17 protein-coding genes are annotated in these 14,486 nt (G+C 48.5%); 13 read left to right on the top strand and 4 right to left on the bottom strand.

Translation table 11 applies throughout. From position 1 onward, the window contains the following. Positions 1 to 54 precede the first annotated feature (54 nt). Together brnQ and Q0340_RS10725 are read left to right on the top strand one after the other, a co-directional pair. Positions 55 to 1,386, top strand: coding sequence for a branched-chain amino acid transport system II carrier protein (gene brnQ, locus Q0340_RS10720; RefSeq protein ID WP_297942659.1), 1,332 nt, complete (start codon positions 55 to 57; stop codon positions 1,384 to 1,386). Between the two features lie 193 nt (positions 1,387 to 1,579). Further along, positions 1,580 to 3,226 carry a hypothetical protein gene (locus Q0340_RS10725; RefSeq protein ID WP_298083294.1) on the top strand — a complete coding sequence of 549 codons (1,647 nt, stop codon included), beginning with the start codon at positions 1,580 to 1,582 and terminating at the stop codon, positions 3,224 to 3,226. Between the two features lie 154 nt (positions 3,227 to 3,380). Here Q0340_RS10725 and ftsY read toward each other — a convergent pair whose 3' ends face one another. Continuing rightward, on the bottom strand, positions 3,381 to 4,244 hold the full coding sequence (gene ftsY / locus Q0340_RS10730; protein ID WP_298083295.1) for a signal recognition particle-docking protein FtsY: 864 nt from the start codon (positions 4,242 to 4,244) through the stop codon (positions 3,381 to 3,383). Next, positions 4,244 to 4,825, bottom strand: coding sequence for a TlpA disulfide reductase family protein (locus Q0340_RS10735; RefSeq protein WP_297961990.1), 582 nt, complete (start codon positions 4,823 to 4,825; stop codon positions 4,244 to 4,246). The genes ftsY and Q0340_RS10735 overlap by 1 nt, the downstream gene beginning before the upstream one ends. Positions 4,826 to 4,906: 81 nt before the next feature. On the opposite strand from Q0340_RS10735, the gene Q0340_RS10740 reads away from it, so the two are divergent. The 6 genes from Q0340_RS10740 to Q0340_RS10765 all read left to right on the top strand — a co-directional run bounded on the left by Q0340_RS10740 (position 4,907) and on the right by Q0340_RS10765 (position 9,670). Beyond that, positions 4,907 to 5,524, top strand: a complete 618-nt coding sequence (locus Q0340_RS10740) for a 5-formyltetrahydrofolate cyclo-ligase (RefSeq protein ID WP_298083296.1) — start codon at positions 4,907 to 4,909, stop codon at positions 5,522 to 5,524. Further along, the gene (rny, locus tag Q0340_RS10745) at positions 5,457 to 7,010 is read left to right on the top strand and encodes a ribonuclease Y (protein WP_297923524.1); all 1,554 of its coding nucleotides are present in this window, start codon (positions 5,457 to 5,459) and stop codon (positions 7,008 to 7,010) included. Before Q0340_RS10740 ends, rny begins: the two co-directional genes overlap by 68 nt. A 10-nt stretch (positions 7,011 to 7,020) precedes the next feature. Then, positions 7,021 to 7,602, top strand: coding sequence for a lipid-binding SYLF domain-containing protein (locus Q0340_RS10750; RefSeq protein ID WP_298083297.1), 582 nt, complete (start codon positions 7,021 to 7,023; stop codon positions 7,600 to 7,602). Positions 7,603 to 8,082: 480 nt separating this feature from the next. After that, on the top strand, positions 8,083 to 8,646 hold the full coding sequence (locus Q0340_RS10755; protein WP_298083298.1) for a DedA family protein: 564 nt from the start codon (positions 8,083 to 8,085) through the stop codon (positions 8,644 to 8,646). A gap of 2 nt (positions 8,647 to 8,648) precedes the next feature. Next, positions 8,649 to 9,392 (top strand): ribonuclease domain-containing protein, encoded by a 744-nt coding sequence (locus Q0340_RS10760; protein WP_298083299.1) that lies wholly within the window; start codon positions 8,649 to 8,651, stop codon positions 9,390 to 9,392. Further along, positions 9,389 to 9,670: a barstar family protein gene (locus tag Q0340_RS10765; RefSeq protein ID WP_298083300.1), complete on the top strand. Its 282-nt coding sequence runs from the start codon at positions 9,389 to 9,391 to the stop codon at positions 9,668 to 9,670. Before Q0340_RS10760 ends, Q0340_RS10765 begins: the two co-directional genes overlap by 4 nt. Before the next feature lie 101 nt (positions 9,671 to 9,771). Here Q0340_RS10765 and Q0340_RS10770 read toward each other — a convergent pair whose 3' ends face one another. Continuing rightward, positions 9,772 to 10,215, bottom strand: coding sequence for a hypothetical protein (locus Q0340_RS10770; protein WP_298083301.1), 444 nt, complete (start codon positions 10,213 to 10,215; stop codon positions 9,772 to 9,774). A gap of 89 nt (positions 10,216 to 10,304) precedes the next feature. Here Q0340_RS10770 and Q0340_RS10775 point away from each other — a divergent pair, with 89 nt between their 5' ends. Next, the gene (locus Q0340_RS10775) at positions 10,305 to 10,505 is read left to right on the top strand and encodes a hypothetical protein (RefSeq protein ID WP_298083302.1); all 201 of its coding nucleotides are present in this window, start codon (positions 10,305 to 10,307) and stop codon (positions 10,503 to 10,505) included. Between the two features lie 89 nt (positions 10,506 to 10,594). Here Q0340_RS10775 and Q0340_RS10780 read toward each other — a convergent pair whose 3' ends face one another. After that, positions 10,595 to 10,972 carry a hypothetical protein gene (locus tag Q0340_RS10780; RefSeq protein WP_297905289.1) on the bottom strand — a complete coding sequence of 126 codons (378 nt, stop codon included), beginning with the start codon at positions 10,970 to 10,972 and terminating at the stop codon, positions 10,595 to 10,597. A gap of 137 nt (positions 10,973 to 11,109) precedes the next feature. Here Q0340_RS10780 and gap point away from each other — a divergent pair, with 137 nt between their 5' ends. The 4 genes from gap to Q0340_RS10800 all read left to right on the top strand — a co-directional run. Beyond that, the gene (gap, locus tag Q0340_RS10785; protein ID WP_298083303.1) at positions 11,110 to 12,114 is read left to right on the top strand and encodes a type I glyceraldehyde-3-phosphate dehydrogenase; all 1,005 of its coding nucleotides are present in this window, start codon (positions 11,110 to 11,112) and stop codon (positions 12,112 to 12,114) included. A gap of 1 nt (position 12,115) precedes the next feature. Continuing rightward, a complete protein-coding gene (locus Q0340_RS10790) occupies positions 12,116 to 13,327 on the top strand; it encodes a phosphoglycerate kinase (RefSeq protein ID WP_177386771.1) in 1,212 nt (403 codons plus the stop codon). Continuing rightward, positions 13,324 to 14,016 (top strand): triose-phosphate isomerase, encoded by a 693-nt coding sequence (locus Q0340_RS10795; protein ID WP_298083304.1) that lies wholly within the window; start codon positions 13,324 to 13,326, stop codon positions 14,014 to 14,016. The genes Q0340_RS10790 and Q0340_RS10795 overlap by 4 nt, the downstream gene beginning before the upstream one ends. A 342-nt stretch (positions 14,017 to 14,358) precedes the next feature. Continuing rightward, positions 14,359 to 14,486: SDR family oxidoreductase (locus Q0340_RS10800; protein WP_298083305.1), on the top strand; the 128-nt coding region annotated here is incomplete at its 3' end.

Below are 14,486 nucleotides of genomic sequence, written 5' to 3' on the forward strand. Positions count from 1 at the left end.
TTTAAACATTTATAACTATAATACAAATTTCACTTTATTTAAAGAAGGTTTAAGATGAAGGGCAAGCTTAGTAGAAGCCAGTTTTTGACGATATCGCTTACTCTATTTGCGATGTTTTTCGGTGCGGGAAATTTTATTTTTCCGCCGGGTCTCGGTAGGGAATCCGGGCAGAATTTTTATATCGCTATAATGTTTTTTTGCGCTACGGCGGTGCTTCTGCCGGTGCTCGGCGTTGCGGGTATCGCTCGTGCCAAGGGGCTTCAGAGCCTGGTGCGCCGCATAGATCCCGTGTTTGCGATCGTTTTTACCGCGCTTTTATATCTTACGATCGGGCCGCTTTTTGCGATACCGCGCGCGGCGAATATGCCTTTTGATATCGCGATTAAGCCTTTTATTGCGGAAGAGCGCCTTCAAATTTGGCTATTTGTTTATTCTGCGGCATATTTTGCGCTGAACTATTACATCTGTATGAACCCTTCAAAGCTCGTCGATCTGCTAGGAAAATACCTCACGCCGATACTTTTGGCGCTTATTTTGTTACTTTTCGGCGCGGGATTTTTGTTTCCTATCGGAAGCTTCGTAGCTCCTAGCGGAGAGTATGTCGATCATGCCGCAGCAAAGGGCTTCGTAGAGGGCTATCAGACGATGGATGCGCTTGCATCGTTGGCATTTGGAATCATCGTAATTAACGCTATTAAAGCAACCGGCGTTAGCGACGAGAAGCACCTCGTCACCTCTACCATAAAAGCGGGAATGATGTCGGGCGTCATACTGATGACGATATATTTTATGCTGGGCTATCTGGGCGCGACCTCCGCGGAGCTTTTCAAAGATACGCCGAATATCAACGGAGCGGAGCTTCTGTCGCGAGTAAGCGATCATTACTTCGGAAGAATTGGCGTCGTGATCCTAGGCAGCGCGTTTTTCCTAGCCTGCATCACCACGACGCTGGGTCTTATAAGCTCGGCTAGCGAATACTTCGAGGAGCTTACGAAAGGCAAGATCAAATACAAAACCTGGGCGATCGCTTGGTGCGTGATCGGCTTTGGAGTCGCAAATTTCGGCCTTACGACCATCATCAAAGGCTCCATCCCAGTCCTCGTCGCCATCTATCCGATCTCGATCATGCTGATAATCCTCTCGCTGATCAACCCTTGGATCGATTCAAGCAAGCTGATTTACCGCGCCTGCGTCTATGTTTGCGTCGTCGAGGGCGTCATAAACGGACTTGATATTTTGGGGATTTCGGTGCCGCTTGTGACGTCGTTTGTGAAGATGATGCCGTTTTACGACTCGATGCTCGGCTGGATCGTGCCTAGCACTTTGACCTTCGCCGTGACCTACGTGCTGCATCTGATATTTGAAAAAAGAGACGATAGTTTTTAAATTTAAGAGCTATTTTAAAATTTAGCCGGGCTCTACGGGGCTCGGCGTACTTCTAAATTTTAATTCGTCGCCGAATTTAATCTCACATATTTTTTACTGGAATTTTGACATATAAAATAAGTCGCCTTCAAAATTTTAACCTAAATTTACGCTAAAATTATCAAAATAAAATTTCAAAAGTAAGGATGGCAAGATGGGCAAGCGAGACGAAGCGCTAAGCTTGGCGCGAGATTTCGAACGCGACGGCTTTATTATGCCTGATTTATACGAGCGGTTTTGGCGGCTACAAGGTGATGCGGCGGCGTATTTTACGCTAGCGGACAACCTGCTGCGCGGGCGGATGGACGGCCGCACGCTGCTAAAGGACGCTCTGGGCTATGTAGGCAAGGAGGATTTTAAAGCTCTGATCGCCACGGCGGTTGAAATTTTGCGCGAAGAAGCAGCAGGGTGGCGCAAAACGAAGCAGAGCAAAAGCGCGGCACAGACGGGAGAGAATGCACGCTCGGCGCGGGCAGACGAAAGCGCAGGCAAAAGTGTACGGCAACGCGGCAGAGATGAAAAGAGCGCGCGCTGGAAAAACGCCGAAGAGGTCATCGTCATGGCAAGTCTCGAGTTCGCGCCGTTTTTGCACCCGTATCTGGGCGAGCTTTTTAAATTGCAGCCGAACGAGAGCGCGTATTACGCGGAGTATCCGTGGCGCGGGCTTAGTTACGAAAGCTCGCAAATCTGGCGCGAGAGGCTTGCGGATCCGCAGACGAGCAAAGATGATAAGCAAAAAATTTTTAGCTGCCTGCTGCAAACCCGCGATTCGCGAAACGTAAAATTTGCCTGCGAGTTAGCGCTTGCGGAGGATTTTTTCGATCGCCCGTGTGATTTGCTCGAATATATAGGCTACTGGCTGGAGGCAGTGGGATTTACTTTTGAGCGGACTAAATTTGACGCAGACGGCGCGGCTCAAATGGCAGCAAATGAAATTTTAAAAATGGATGCGCTCAAACACGGCGACGCCAAGCAAGCTCAAGCGGATGAGTGCGACGTATCGCGAGCTAACGTAAATTTAAATGAAGCGCGCGATGCGGCAAACGCCGTTAAATTTAACGCAGATGAAACCAACTCCGATAAATCACAAAAAGCGCCGAACGATGAAATTTGCTTTGGCGGCGAGAAATTCAGGCTCAAAAGATACTGCAGCCAGCGCGTGTATCACATAATTTTCCCGCGCGGCTATTTCGGCGCGCCCTATGCGCTGCATCTGGCGAAGCGTCATCCGACCTGGCGATTTGAGAGCGGCGAGGCTGGATATAAGCTAGGCGGAGTTTTGGACGAGGCGGACGGCGATGCGCAAAATCCGCTATTTCATCTCATCACGCTTGATCCGCTGCCCCGTGACTTGCCCATGTGCTCGCTGCCGTGCCTAACCCTCGCCGCGCATGTTAGAGAGATAAACGAGGGCGAGGTAGTCTTTTACGAGCACGACGCGCAGGGTATGCCGCGACGTATCGGCGAGCGGACGCAGGTCGAATACGTGCAGGACGAGCCGATAAAGGAGTGCGAGGTCGTGCTTGCGCCTACGCCCGCGCGCTGGGCGGCTCAGGACTGGGGGATGTCAAACAGCAGGCAAAACCTCGCGCGCATCGGCGGCGAGCCTTCGTGGATACAGGGCGCCTTGATGCCGACGTGTCCGATATGCGGCGAAAAGATGGAGTTTTTGATGCAGCTTGACAGCGAGCTTCCAAGCTGCGAGCAAGGTGGCGAGGTATATTTCGGCAGCGGCGGGATTTTATATGTATTTTGGTGCGAGCGGACGCGGGTGAGCGCGTTTTTTATGCAGTGCACGTGAGTAAAAATTTTGTAAAATTATAAAACGAAAATCGTAAAATTCTAAGTAAAATTTATTCTAAGATAATCGAGCGGCAAAATTTGCCGAGCATTTCAGCGCGTAAAATTTAAACTTGTTCGGCGAGAATATGTAAATTTACGCAGACACGCAGAGTTTAAGCGTAAATCCCATCCACCAGCGTCTCTACGAACTCATCCGAGTTAAATTCCGCCAAATCCTCCATCCGCTCGCCCACGCCGACGAAAAGTATCGGCAGCCGCAGCTCGCGCGCTATGGCAAAAAGTGCGCCGCCTTTGGGCGTGCCGTCGAGCTTCGTGATGATGATGCCGTCGAGCCTTACGATCTCGTTGAATGCCCTAGCTTGCGCGACGCTATGATTGCCCTGAGTGGCGTCGAGCACGATGATCTTTCGGTGCGGTGCGCCGCTTTTTGCGCGGTCACATATTCGCACGATTTTTTCCAGCTCTGCGGCTAAATTTTTCTGATTTTGCAGGCGTCCGGCGGTGTCGATCAGGACGCGATCGATGTTTTTGGCGCTAGCCGAGCTTACGGTATCAAACGCCACGGCCGCGGGATCGTGTCCCTGTGCGGTCGCTACGATCGGCAAATTTAGAATCTGCGCCCATTTTTTTAATTGCTCGACCGCTCCTGCGCGAAAGGTATCGCATGCGCCTAAAATCACGCTTTGACCACTATTTTTATATAAATTTGCAAGCTTTGCGGTTGTCGTAGTTTTGCCCGCGCCGTTTACGCCGATGATGAGCTCTACGAAGGGCTTCTCATCTGCGGCTTTAGCGATCTCGTAATCGAAATAGTTCTTCAAAACGCCCTTAAGATCATCTTTGGCAACTAGCTTTTTTGCGGGAAGTTTTTCTAAAATCTCTTCTACAAGCTCGTAGCCTACGTCGGCTTCAAGCAGCATCTCTTCTAGGATTTCTTTTGAAATTTTATCTTCGCTTTTCGCGCCTCGCATCGCGTCTATGGTCTTGCTAAGCCCTTTTTTAAAAAATTCGAACATCAGAAAATTTTCTCCAATTCGGTCATTAAAATTTCTTCCGGCATCAGCCCGAAATATTGCGCGCTAAACTCGCCTTTTTCATCGTATATCGCCATATACGGCACCTCGTTTATGCCGCCTAGCGCCTTTGTAAAAAAGTCCGTCCCTTCGCCGTAAGCGATCGCGTAGTTTACCTCGTGCGCGCTTGCGTAATTTTTTGCATCGTCTAAATTTGCATCACCGATCATCACGCCGATGATATCAAGCTTGCCAGAGTAGGCTTGTTTGGCAGCATTTAGCGCGCTTACCTGCACGGCGCAGGCGTCGCACCACGGCGTAAAAAACGCAAATAGCGTCACGGTGGAGTTATTATCGATTCGAAAGCCCTGCTTTGTCTTTTGCATATTTAAAATTTTTCCGTTACTTAGCTGAAGTGTAAAAGGAGCGGTATAATCGACCTGGATTACGGCTTCGGTTTCGGACTGCGGCTGCGTGGCGTTGGCCTCGGTCGGGGTATCGCTTGATTTTTTATCCTCATCATCGCCGCAACCCGCAAGAAACAAAACAGCCGTAAAAAGCGCTAGAAAAAAACGAAATTTCATAATAAACCTTAAAATTTAATCGCAAAATTATACAAAAAATAGCTAAAATAAGCGTTAATATTTTATTCGAAAGATCAAACGATGCAAAAGAATGAATTTAGAAAAATTTGCAAATCTCGCTTAAAATCTCACGCCGCGCGTGCGGCTAGATGCGAGCATTACGTGCTTTTAAGGCGTATAGAGGGGCTGGCGAAATTTTTAAAAGCGCGCAAAATTTTAATATTTTTGCCGATGAGCTACGAGCCGAATGTTTTGATTTTAAGAAAAAAGCTATCAAAAAGCTGCGAATTTTACGTTCCGTTTATGGTGGATATTAGCTTAAAAATGGTAAGATTGCGCCAGCCTTTTAAAATTTCGCGCTTTGGGCTGCGGCAGACGCTTCCGCAAAACGGGTATTTTAAGAAGGTCGATCTAGCCGTGGTTCCAGCTATCGGAGTGGATGGCGCAATGGCTAGAATAGGACATGGGAAAGGATTTTACGATATGTTTTTTTCAGGTCTGAAGCTTAAGCCCGCAATCGCGTTCGTGAGTATAAAAGACTGCTTTTGCAGCGAAATTTTATCGCTTGATCACGACGTAAAGGGTGATTTTTACATAACTCCGAGCCAAAATTACCTAAAAAGAGGAAAGTATGATAGAGATTTTAATCGCCTTGTGCGCTCTTGCGGTGGGCGCTGGCATAGGATACTTAGTAGCTAGAAAGATCAATAACGCCAATTACGATTTTTTCGTAGAACAAGCTAAAGCTAAAGCCAAAGCTATAGAATTTGAAGCCGAGGGCATCTTGCGAAATTCTAAAATTTCGGTGCAGGAAGCGGAGTTTGAAGCGAAGAAAAAATACGAAGATAAAGCAAGCAAACTGCAGAAGGAATTTAACGTTAAATTTGACGAGCTCGGCAAAAAGGAGCACGCGCTTCTAACCGAGCAAGAGATTTTAAAAGACAGCAAAAAAGAGCTCGAAAGTGCCAAAAAAGAGGCGAAATTCCTCTACGAAGAGGGCTCAAATTTAAAGAAAAGCTATGAAGAGAAGCTAGCTGAAGCGCTTAAAGTTTTGGAGCGCGTGGCAGGCTTTACGCAGGACGAGGCGCGCGCGCAGGTGCTTAAGAAGGTCGAGGAGCAAAGCCGCACCGACATCGCTCACATCGTGCGAAAATATGAAGAGGAAGCCAAAAAAGAGGCGCGAAAAAAGGCGAATTATATTTTGGCGCAGGCTACGTCGCGCTTCGCGGGCGAGTTTGCGGCAGAACGGCTTATCAACGTCGTAAATATCAAAAATGACGAGCTTAAAGGCCGCATCATCGGCAAAGAGGGGCGCAATATAAAGGCGCTTGAGATGACTCTTGGCGTGGACGTCATCATCGACGATACCCCGAATGCGATCATCGTAAGCTCGCACAATCTCTACCGCCGCGCCATCGCAGTTCGCGTTATCGAAACTCTTATCGAGGACGGCAGAATTCAGCCTGCGCGCATCGAGGACATCTACAAAAAAGTAAGCGACGAATTTGAAGCTAGCATCGCCGAAGAGGGCGAAAATATCGTAATGGATCTAGGCCTTAGCAAAATTCACCCCGAAATTTTAAAACTCATCGGTAAGCTTAAATTTCGCGCCAGCTACGGACAAAACGCCCTTGCGCACAGCCTTGAGGTCGCGCATCTTGCGGGCATCATCGCCGCAGAAACGGGCGGAGATCAAAAGCTAGCCAAGCGAGCAGGCCTACTTCACGACATCGGCAAGGCGCTAACTCACGAATACGAGGGTTCGCACGTGGATCTGGGCGCTGAGGTTTGTCGCCGCTACAAAGAGCATCCGGTGGTGATAAACGCTATCTACGCCCACCACGGCCATGAGGAGGCTACCAGCGTAGAAAGCGCTGCAGTCTGTGCCGCAGACGCGCTAAGTGCCGCGCGCCCGGGTGCTAGACGAGAGGTGCTAGAAAGCTATCTAAAGCGCGTTAGCGATATAGAGGCGATCGCGATGAGTAAAACCGGCGTCAAGCAAGCCTACGCGATCAACGCAGGTCGCGAGATCCGCGTCATCGCAAACGCTAAGCTTATGAACGACGATGAGGCGGTTTTGGTCGCTAAAGAGATCGCTTCGGATATCCAAGACAAGGTTCAATTCCCAGGTGAGATTAAGGTCAATGTCATACGCGAGCTTCGCGCGGTCGAGATAGCCAAATAAGGAGTATGAAATGAAAAAATTTATAATCGCTTTATTTTTGCTTTTTAACGCGGCATTTGCCGATGATGAGCTCATCATCAACAGCGCCAGCGCCTATTCGTCGGTAATGCGCACAAACTCGCAGTACAAATATCTAGCGCAACAAGCCCGCGCGATCGTGATCTTCCCAAGCGTCAAAAAGCTGGGCTTCATCATAGGCGGAATGTACGGCGAGGGGATCATCGTCTACAATAACGACGGCGCGCGCAGCGTAAGCGGCGCAGAGATCAGCAGCGCCAGCGTAGGACTTCAGATCGGCTACGAGGATAACTACCTAGTGATTTTTGTGATGAACGACGACGTGATCGAAAAGATGCGAAAATCCCAAATCACGCTCTCGGGCGATGCGACGGCGGTCGCGGGCAATTACAGCGCGGACTCGGGCGCGCTGGACGTACTAAATCAAGATATGTACGTCTTTACGAACAAAGGCGGGCTGTTTGCGGGCGTAAGCCTGGGCGGCTCGGTGCTGGAGACTAAAAACGATCGCGCTTTTGATCCAAATACTGAGGGCTATGCGCTTTTGATGCGAGTAATTGGCGCAGATGAGTAAAATTTAGCTAAAGATGCTAAGGCGCATAGCTTAGCGAAAAATTTTGCTTTATGGGCGTTTTATTAGCAGCTTGGAATTTTGCTCGCGTGATTTCTGCAGAATAATAGACTTAGGTGCGTAATTTTATTGTAATCCGCGGAGTGGGAGGCATTTGAGGATATCGCGTAAATCCTTCGTAATTCGCAAGTTACTTTGAATTCTAAAGAAATCGAAATTTTGTCATTAAATTTATAGTCGCAAAATTTTACCGCTAAATTTTGCGGTGATTTTGCTTGATGTCTAGAAATTTTATTTTAGAATTTTGCTTAATATTTTGCGGCAAAATTTTATATTTCGTGACAGCCGCGCAGAATTTTAAATTTAATGTCACAGCAAAATCAAGTGGCGTCGTGGGACGTTATAGTGAAGTTTTCGCGCCGAATTTTAAAGCTGCTTTAGTCAAAATTTATAGAATTTTATACGATCTAATGAAAGGATTCGATGGAGTCGATGTTTGAAAACCTCCATACGTGGGGGTATCTGATACTGTTTTTGTATTCGCTGGGCGGAGGATTTTTGGCGCTTGCGGCAGCGGGCGTGCTAAGCTCGGCCGGCGAGCTCAATATCGTCTTATGCATCGTAATCGCCTGCATATCGAACTTTATAGGCGATTCTGGGCTGTTTTTAGTAAGCCGCTACAATAAAAAAGAGATCATGCCCTATCTGCGCAAACAGCGCCGCAACCTCGCTCTGGCGCAGATTTTGTTTCGTAAATACGGCGACCGCATCATTTTGATTAAAAAATTTATCTACGGCCTCAAAACCCTCGTGCCGATCGCGATCGGCATCACAAAATATTCATTTTTAAAATTTAGCGTCATCAATGCCGTAAGCTCGCTCATTTGGGCGCTTGTGGTGGGGCTACTGAGCTACTACGCGGGCGATTTCGTGCGCGAGCTCTATGTGCACATTAAGGACGCGCCGTGGATCGCTCCGCTGGCTCTAGGCGCGATAGTAGTGGCGATCGTGCTCTATTTTCGCTTCGCCACGCGTAAAAGAGGCTAGCGGTGGCAAAAAATCTGATCCCGCTCGCAATTTTCGCAGCGCTTCTTTTGGCGCTAATTTTTATCTCCAATTCGCGCGGCTCCGCGGCTAAAGATGAGCGGGTTTTTACCTCAAAAACCCTGGATGCCGCCTCGCGTAAAAGCGGTGCGCAAAATTCAAAAAGCGGCGTCGATCGTAAAATTTCAAGCTCACAAAATCCTGCAAGCGGCGCCGGCGCAAAAGATGAGAGCGGTGCAAGAAGCGCAGACGGCGGGACAGGGCGCGGGGCGGATCTAGGAGATTTAAAATCTCATCCGCGAGAAAACGAGCCTGCCGTGGCAAATCCTAAAAATGAGGCGGACGCTCACAGGCGGCGCAGCGCAGATTATGAAGCTTCGCACTCGCAAAATCCCGCCGAAAATTCTAAAAATCAGCTCGCGGACGAGCCCTGCATAAGCAGGGAGTGCGTGAGCGCTCATATCCGCCGTACGGGCTCTTTGCCGCAAAATTTCATCACGAAAAAGCAGGCGGGCGAGCTTGGCTGGCAGGGCGGCGATCTGTGGCGATACGCGCGCGGCAAGAGCATCGGCGGCGACCGCTTCGGCAATTTCGAGCGCAGATTGCCTGATAAAAAGGGACGGACTTGGCGCGAGTGCGATATCGAGTATCGCGGCGGCGCGCGCGGCGCGAAGCGGCTGATATTTTCAAATGACGGGCTGATCTTCTACACCGCCGATCATTACGAAAGCTTCGAGCGCGTGCAATGAGTTTAAATTTTAAAACGTGCCGCGGCGCAAAGATCATCATCGACGGCGCAAAGATCAGACGCAAAGATCAAATTTTCGCGCTGTTTGCCGCAGCGCTAAATTTCAAGCCCGAATACGTCGCAAATTTAGACGCGCTCTACGACGCGCTGGGCGAGCGAGGCGGACGGATCTTAGTCGTCATCAAAAGGGGCGGAATTTTAAAGCTAAGGCTGGGCAAATTTTATGATATTTTGCTGGATGTTTTGCGCAGCGGCGAGGCGAAAATTTTAATCTTATGAGCTTGCGAGGCAGCCATTCCGCTTTAAAGCTAAATTTTGCCGAGGCAAAGGTAGGTTTGTTTCGGCGCAGTTTCGATCGCGCCGTTAAATTTTGCCGAATTTTATAGCTTATTAAAAGAGGCGATTTTGGAAATTTCACCCATAAAGTCCGCGCGGTCAAATTTAAACTCAAGCCCATACTGCCAATCTTTGCGGCGCAGGTTTGTAAAGTCGTAAAGCTTAACCGTCTCTGTTTCAAATTTAATCTTAAGTGCGAGATACCAGCAGCTCCAGATCCCGCACGGACAGCCCAGTAGCACGGCGTTTCGCTCATCTTGCGCCAGATCAGCCTCAAGCGCCGTGCGTAAAAATAGCTCCTCAAAATCGATCAAGCTTAAGTAGGCGTAGCCTCCTGCGATGCTAGCTTGCCCATCTTTCGCCGCAAAGCTTTGCTCGCGCCGCTTAATCAGCTCAAGCAGAGGCTCGCCGTTTATTTTGACGACGACTTCGGTAAAGCTTTCGCCCTCAATTTCGTAATCGTTTAGGTAAAATTTAATGCTATCCATGCGGCAATCTCGCTAAATGATCTATTTTGCGCCGTATTTGCACCGGCCTGCTAAAATTTCGTCGTAGTTTAGCGAATTTGAAGTGAAATTTGGGTGAAAATCAAAAATTCGGTGGTAAAGCGCAGATCAAATGGATATTTCGTAAAAATTTAATGATTTTGAACTCGCGGAGCTTGCTTTCGGTGAGCGCAAGCTTAAATTCACAAAAAAGCTTAATTTGCATAGATGAAAGAAGCGAAAATAAAAGGTTAAATTTCATCACAGATCAAAGAGATCGAAACGAGGGTTAAATTTTGCTATGGATAAAGAAGTCGAAATTAGAAACGAGGGGCTAAATTTAATTCGCTTTTGCGGGCGCTTAAATTTGACCCCGCCGCGGCTACATCATTTCGCCGCTTTTGTGCTCGTGCTCGGTGTAGGTTACCGGAATATCCTTCTTGCCTTTTCCCGGCGTATACACTCCCTCTCCGCGTTTGAAAAGAAGCTCGATACCTTCGTCGTTCGTAAGCATTATGCCGCTTGCGGAAGCCGCGCGTTTAAGATTATGCTTTTTGCCTTTTTCGTCGGTTAACACGCCCGTTGCGAACATATCGTTCGAGCTAAGGCTGATGCGCTTATCTCCGGTCTCTCCGAGTAGAAATACGATCGTGTGCGCTACAGACTCTTGCTTTTGCTGCGGAGCCGTATCGGCCTTAGGTTGGTTGCATCCGCTTAAAATCGCGATTGCCGCTAATGACGAGAATACAATTCGTCTCATTTTTTCTCCTTTAAAAAAAGTTCGCGAATTATATAGCCAAAAAGTAAATCCTAGATTTCGCGACTTTTTATTTAATCAAAGATTAACCCAAATTTAGTAAAATTCCAGCTGAAAACATCCCAAATAAGGAGAACCTTATGGCAGTAAAAATCGCAATTAACGGCTTTGGAAGGATCGGTAGGTGCGCGGCTAGAATTGCGCTAAGCAGGGACGATGTGGAGCTTGTGGCGATCAACGATACCGCTAAGCGCGAGCTTACGAGATACCTGCTTCAATACGACACCGTTCACGGCGAGTTTCGTAAAAAAGTAGAAATTCTAAGCGACGAATGCATAGCCGTAGACGGCAAAAAAATCCGCGTCTATTCCACCAGAGAGCCTGCGGAGCTTGATTTTGCGGGCGATGGTGCAGAAGCTGTGCTTGAATGTACTGGTGCGTTTTTAACGAGCGAAAAATGCAAGCCATTCATAGATAACGGTATCGGCGTAGTCGTAATGAGCGCGCCTGCCAAGGATGATACGCCTACTTTTGTAATCGGCGTTAATGAGGGCGCTTATGCAGGACAACGCGTCATCTCAAACGCTAGCTGCACCACTAACGGCCTGGCTCCGATTGCAAAAATTCTAGACGATGAGCTTGGTATCGAAAAGGGTCTGATGACGACGATTCATGCCTATACGCACGGACAGAGCCTAGTCGATGTAAAAGCCAAGGACTTTCGCCGTTCACGCGCCGCGGCTCTTAATATCGCTCCGACTACGACGGGTGCGGCAAAAGCGATTAGTAAGGTACTTCCGCAGCTAAGCGGTAAGATGCACGGGCAATCTGTGCGCGTGCCGGTGGCTAACGTTTCGATGGTTGATCTAACGGTGCTAACGCGCAAGCAGACGGGTGCCGAGGAGCTAAATGAAATTTTCCGCCGCTATGCTGCTAAAGAGATGAAAGGAATTTTGCTCGTAGACGACGATAGTCGCGTCAGCAGCGATTTTTGTACTTCAGAATACTCCAGCATCGTAGCTAGCGACTGCACGCAGGTAATTGACGGCAATCTGATAAAAGTGATGAGCTGGTATGACAACGAGTGGGGATATAGCGAGCGCCTCATCGATTTAGCCCTATATGCGGCAAAAAGAAGGAAATAAGATGGGCGAAATTCTTTCGATTAAAGATTTGAAATTTAAAGACGGCGCGCGCGTTTTTATCAGGTGCGATTTTAACGTGCCGATGGATGAGTTTTGCAATATTACGGACGATCGTCGCATTCGTTCGTCTATCCCTACGATTAAATATTGCTTAGACGAGGGCTGCGCGGTAATTTTAGCCAGTCATTTAGGGCGCCCGAAAAACGGATACGAAGAAAGACTTAGCCTAAAGCCTGTGGTAAAGAGACTATCTAGGCTTTTGGAGCGCGAGATAAAATTTGTCTCCGATGTCGCAGGCGAGGAAGCTGGAGCTGCGGTAAATTCGCTTAAAAAGGGCGAAGTGCTGCTGCTAGATAATCTGCGCTTCGAAAAGGGCGAGAGCAAAAACGACGAAGCACTAGCTAAGAGGCTTGCGAGCTACGCGGAATTTTATATCAACGATGCTTTTGGCGTATGCCACCGCGCGCATGCTTCGGTAGAGGCGATTACGAAATTCTACGATGAGGCGCATAAGGCGGCGGGATTTTTATTGCTAAAAGAGATAAAATTCGCCAAAGACCTTATTAAAGATCCTGCGCGTCCTTTCGTAGCCGTAACGGGCGGCAGCAAAGTAAGCGGCAAGCTTCAGGCGCTTAAAAATTTACTTCCTAAAGTCGATAAGCTCATCATCGGAGGCGGCATGGCGTTTACCTTTTTAAAAGCCGTCGGATATGACATCGGCAAATCTTTGCTCGAAGAGGATCTAATCGAGGAAGCAAAAAATATTCTCCGCAATGCTCGCGAGCTTGGGGTTAAAATTTATATCCCCGTCGATGCCGTCGCAGCTCCGCAATGCTCGCAAGATGCCGTTACAAAAAAGGTTACCGTCCAAGAAATTCCAAGCGATTGGATGGGGCTAGATATCGGACCTGCGACCGTAGCGCTTTTTAAAGAAGCCTTAGACGATGCACAAACGATCTGGTGGAACGGACCGATGGGGGTTTTTGAGATCGATAAATTCGCTCGCGGCAGCCTGCATATATCGCACGCGATCGCAGATAGCGACGCCACGACCGTAGTGGGCGGCGGCGATACTGCAGATGTCGTCGAACGCGCGGGCAACGCCGATGATATGACTTTTATTTCTACCGGAGGCGGCGCGAGCTTAGAACTCATCGAGGGCAAGGAGCTGCCGGGCGTGCGAGTGCTTACCGCTAAAACGGAGCTGCGATGATATTAGCAGCGAATCTTAAATGTAACCATACTCGCGCTAGCTTTGAGCGGTATGCTAAAGCTTTAGATGAAGGCTTAGCGGGCGGAATTTCGCGCGAGGATGAAATTTTGGTTTTTCCTCCTGCTAGCGCATTTTGCGCGAGGGTGAAAAATTTTACTCAAGGCGCGCAAAATTTCTATCCTGCCGCGCACGGCAGCTTTACGGGCGAGATCGGCGGCGATATGCTGGCGGAATTTGACGTCAAAACCGTTCTTATCGGTCACAGCGAGCGGCGCGCCATTTTGGGCGAGAGCGCGGAGCTGATAAGAGAGAAATTCGGTTTTGCCGCAGCGCAGGGCTGGCGCATCGTCTTTTGCGTCGGCGAGGATGAGGCGGCATTTGCGCAAAACCGCAGCGAGGAGTTTGTAGCGACACAGCTTGAGGGTATCGATCTGAAATGTCCGAGCTTAGTACTAGCCTACGAGCCCGTCTGGGCGATCGGCACGGGCAGAAGCGCGCAGTGCGAGCAGATCGAAAGAATGCTAAATTTCTTGCGTGCTAAAAGCCCCGCGCCGCTACTTTACGGCGGCAGTGTAAATGCGGAAAATATCGCAAAAATTTGCGCGATAAAAGGTTGCGACGGGGTGCTAGTGGGTACGGCGAGCTGGGACGCCTCTAGCTTTTTGGAACTTATACGCGTCGTCTCGTGAGCGTCTTTTAATGAGTTTGAAATTTTAAGTCCGCGACAGGCTATGCGCCTAGTCTTGATTTAAAATTTCTGCACAACATTAAAATACATCTCACGATACTGCCGCTATCGAATTGCGTTTAAAATTTGGCGTTTCGCGAGATTTTGCGAATTTTAATTTGTAGAATTTTAAGTCAAATTGCGAAGGATTTTTCGCTTAGTCAAGGCAAATTTAAAAAATAAGCGGAGCGAACAATGGTTTGTGAGCATTATTTTTTAAATTTTAACGCAGAATAAGTAGGTCTGCTTGCATCTGCGAGCTTGCGAAGTAGAAAAAGCCAAGCAAAAATAGAAAGGAGAAATAATGATTTTAAAAGGCAAAAAGGGCCTCATCGTCGGCGTCGCTAACGCCAAATCTATCGCTTACGGTATCGCCGAAGCTTGTCACGCCCAGGGTGCGCAAATGGCGTTTACCTACCTAAACGACGCGCT

It is taken from the genome of uncultured Campylobacter sp., assembly GCF_938045595.1.
Classification (GTDB): Bacteria; Campylobacterota; Campylobacteria; order Campylobacterales; family Campylobacteraceae; genus Campylobacter_B.

Excerpts from the sequence above, each read along its gene's own strand:
- brnQ (WP_297942659.1), top strand. The coding sequence starts at position 55 with ATGAAGGGCAAGCTTAGTAGAAGCCAGTTTTTGACGATATCGCTTACT.
- Q0340_RS10725 (WP_298083294.1), top strand. The coding sequence starts at position 1,580 with ATGGGCAAGCGAGACGAAGCGCTAAGCTTGGCGCGAGATTTCGAACGC.
- ftsY (WP_298083295.1), bottom strand. The coding sequence starts at position 4,244 with ATGTTCGAATTTTTTAAAAAAGGGCTTAGCAAGACCATAGACGCGATG.
- Q0340_RS10735 (WP_297961990.1), bottom strand. The coding sequence starts at position 4,825 with ATGAAATTTCGTTTTTTTCTAGCGCTTTTTACGGCTGTTTTGTTTCTT.
- Q0340_RS10740 (WP_298083296.1), top strand. The coding sequence starts at position 4,907 with ATGCAAAAGAATGAATTTAGAAAAATTTGCAAATCTCGCTTAAAATCT.
- rny (WP_297923524.1), top strand. The coding sequence starts at position 5,457 with ATGATAGAGATTTTAATCGCCTTGTGCGCTCTTGCGGTGGGCGCTGGC.
- Q0340_RS10750 (WP_298083297.1), top strand. The coding sequence starts at position 7,021 with ATGAAAAAATTTATAATCGCTTTATTTTTGCTTTTTAACGCGGCATTT.
- Q0340_RS10755 (WP_298083298.1), top strand. The coding sequence starts at position 8,083 with ATGGAGTCGATGTTTGAAAACCTCCATACGTGGGGGTATCTGATACTG.
- Q0340_RS10765 (WP_298083300.1), top strand. The coding sequence starts at position 9,389 with ATGAGTTTAAATTTTAAAACGTGCCGCGGCGCAAAGATCATCATCGAC.
- Q0340_RS10770 (WP_298083301.1), bottom strand. The coding sequence starts at position 10,215 with ATGGATAGCATTAAATTTTACCTAAACGATTACGAAATTGAGGGCGAA.
- Q0340_RS10780 (WP_297905289.1), bottom strand. The coding sequence starts at position 10,972 with ATGAGACGAATTGTATTCTCGTCATTAGCGGCAATCGCGATTTTAAGC.
- gap (WP_298083303.1), top strand. The coding sequence starts at position 11,110 with ATGGCAGTAAAAATCGCAATTAACGGCTTTGGAAGGATCGGTAGGTGC.
- Q0340_RS10790 (WP_177386771.1), top strand. The coding sequence starts at position 12,116 with ATGGGCGAAATTCTTTCGATTAAAGATTTGAAATTTAAAGACGGCGCG.
- Q0340_RS10795 (WP_298083304.1), top strand. The coding sequence starts at position 13,324 with ATGATATTAGCAGCGAATCTTAAATGTAACCATACTCGCGCTAGCTTT.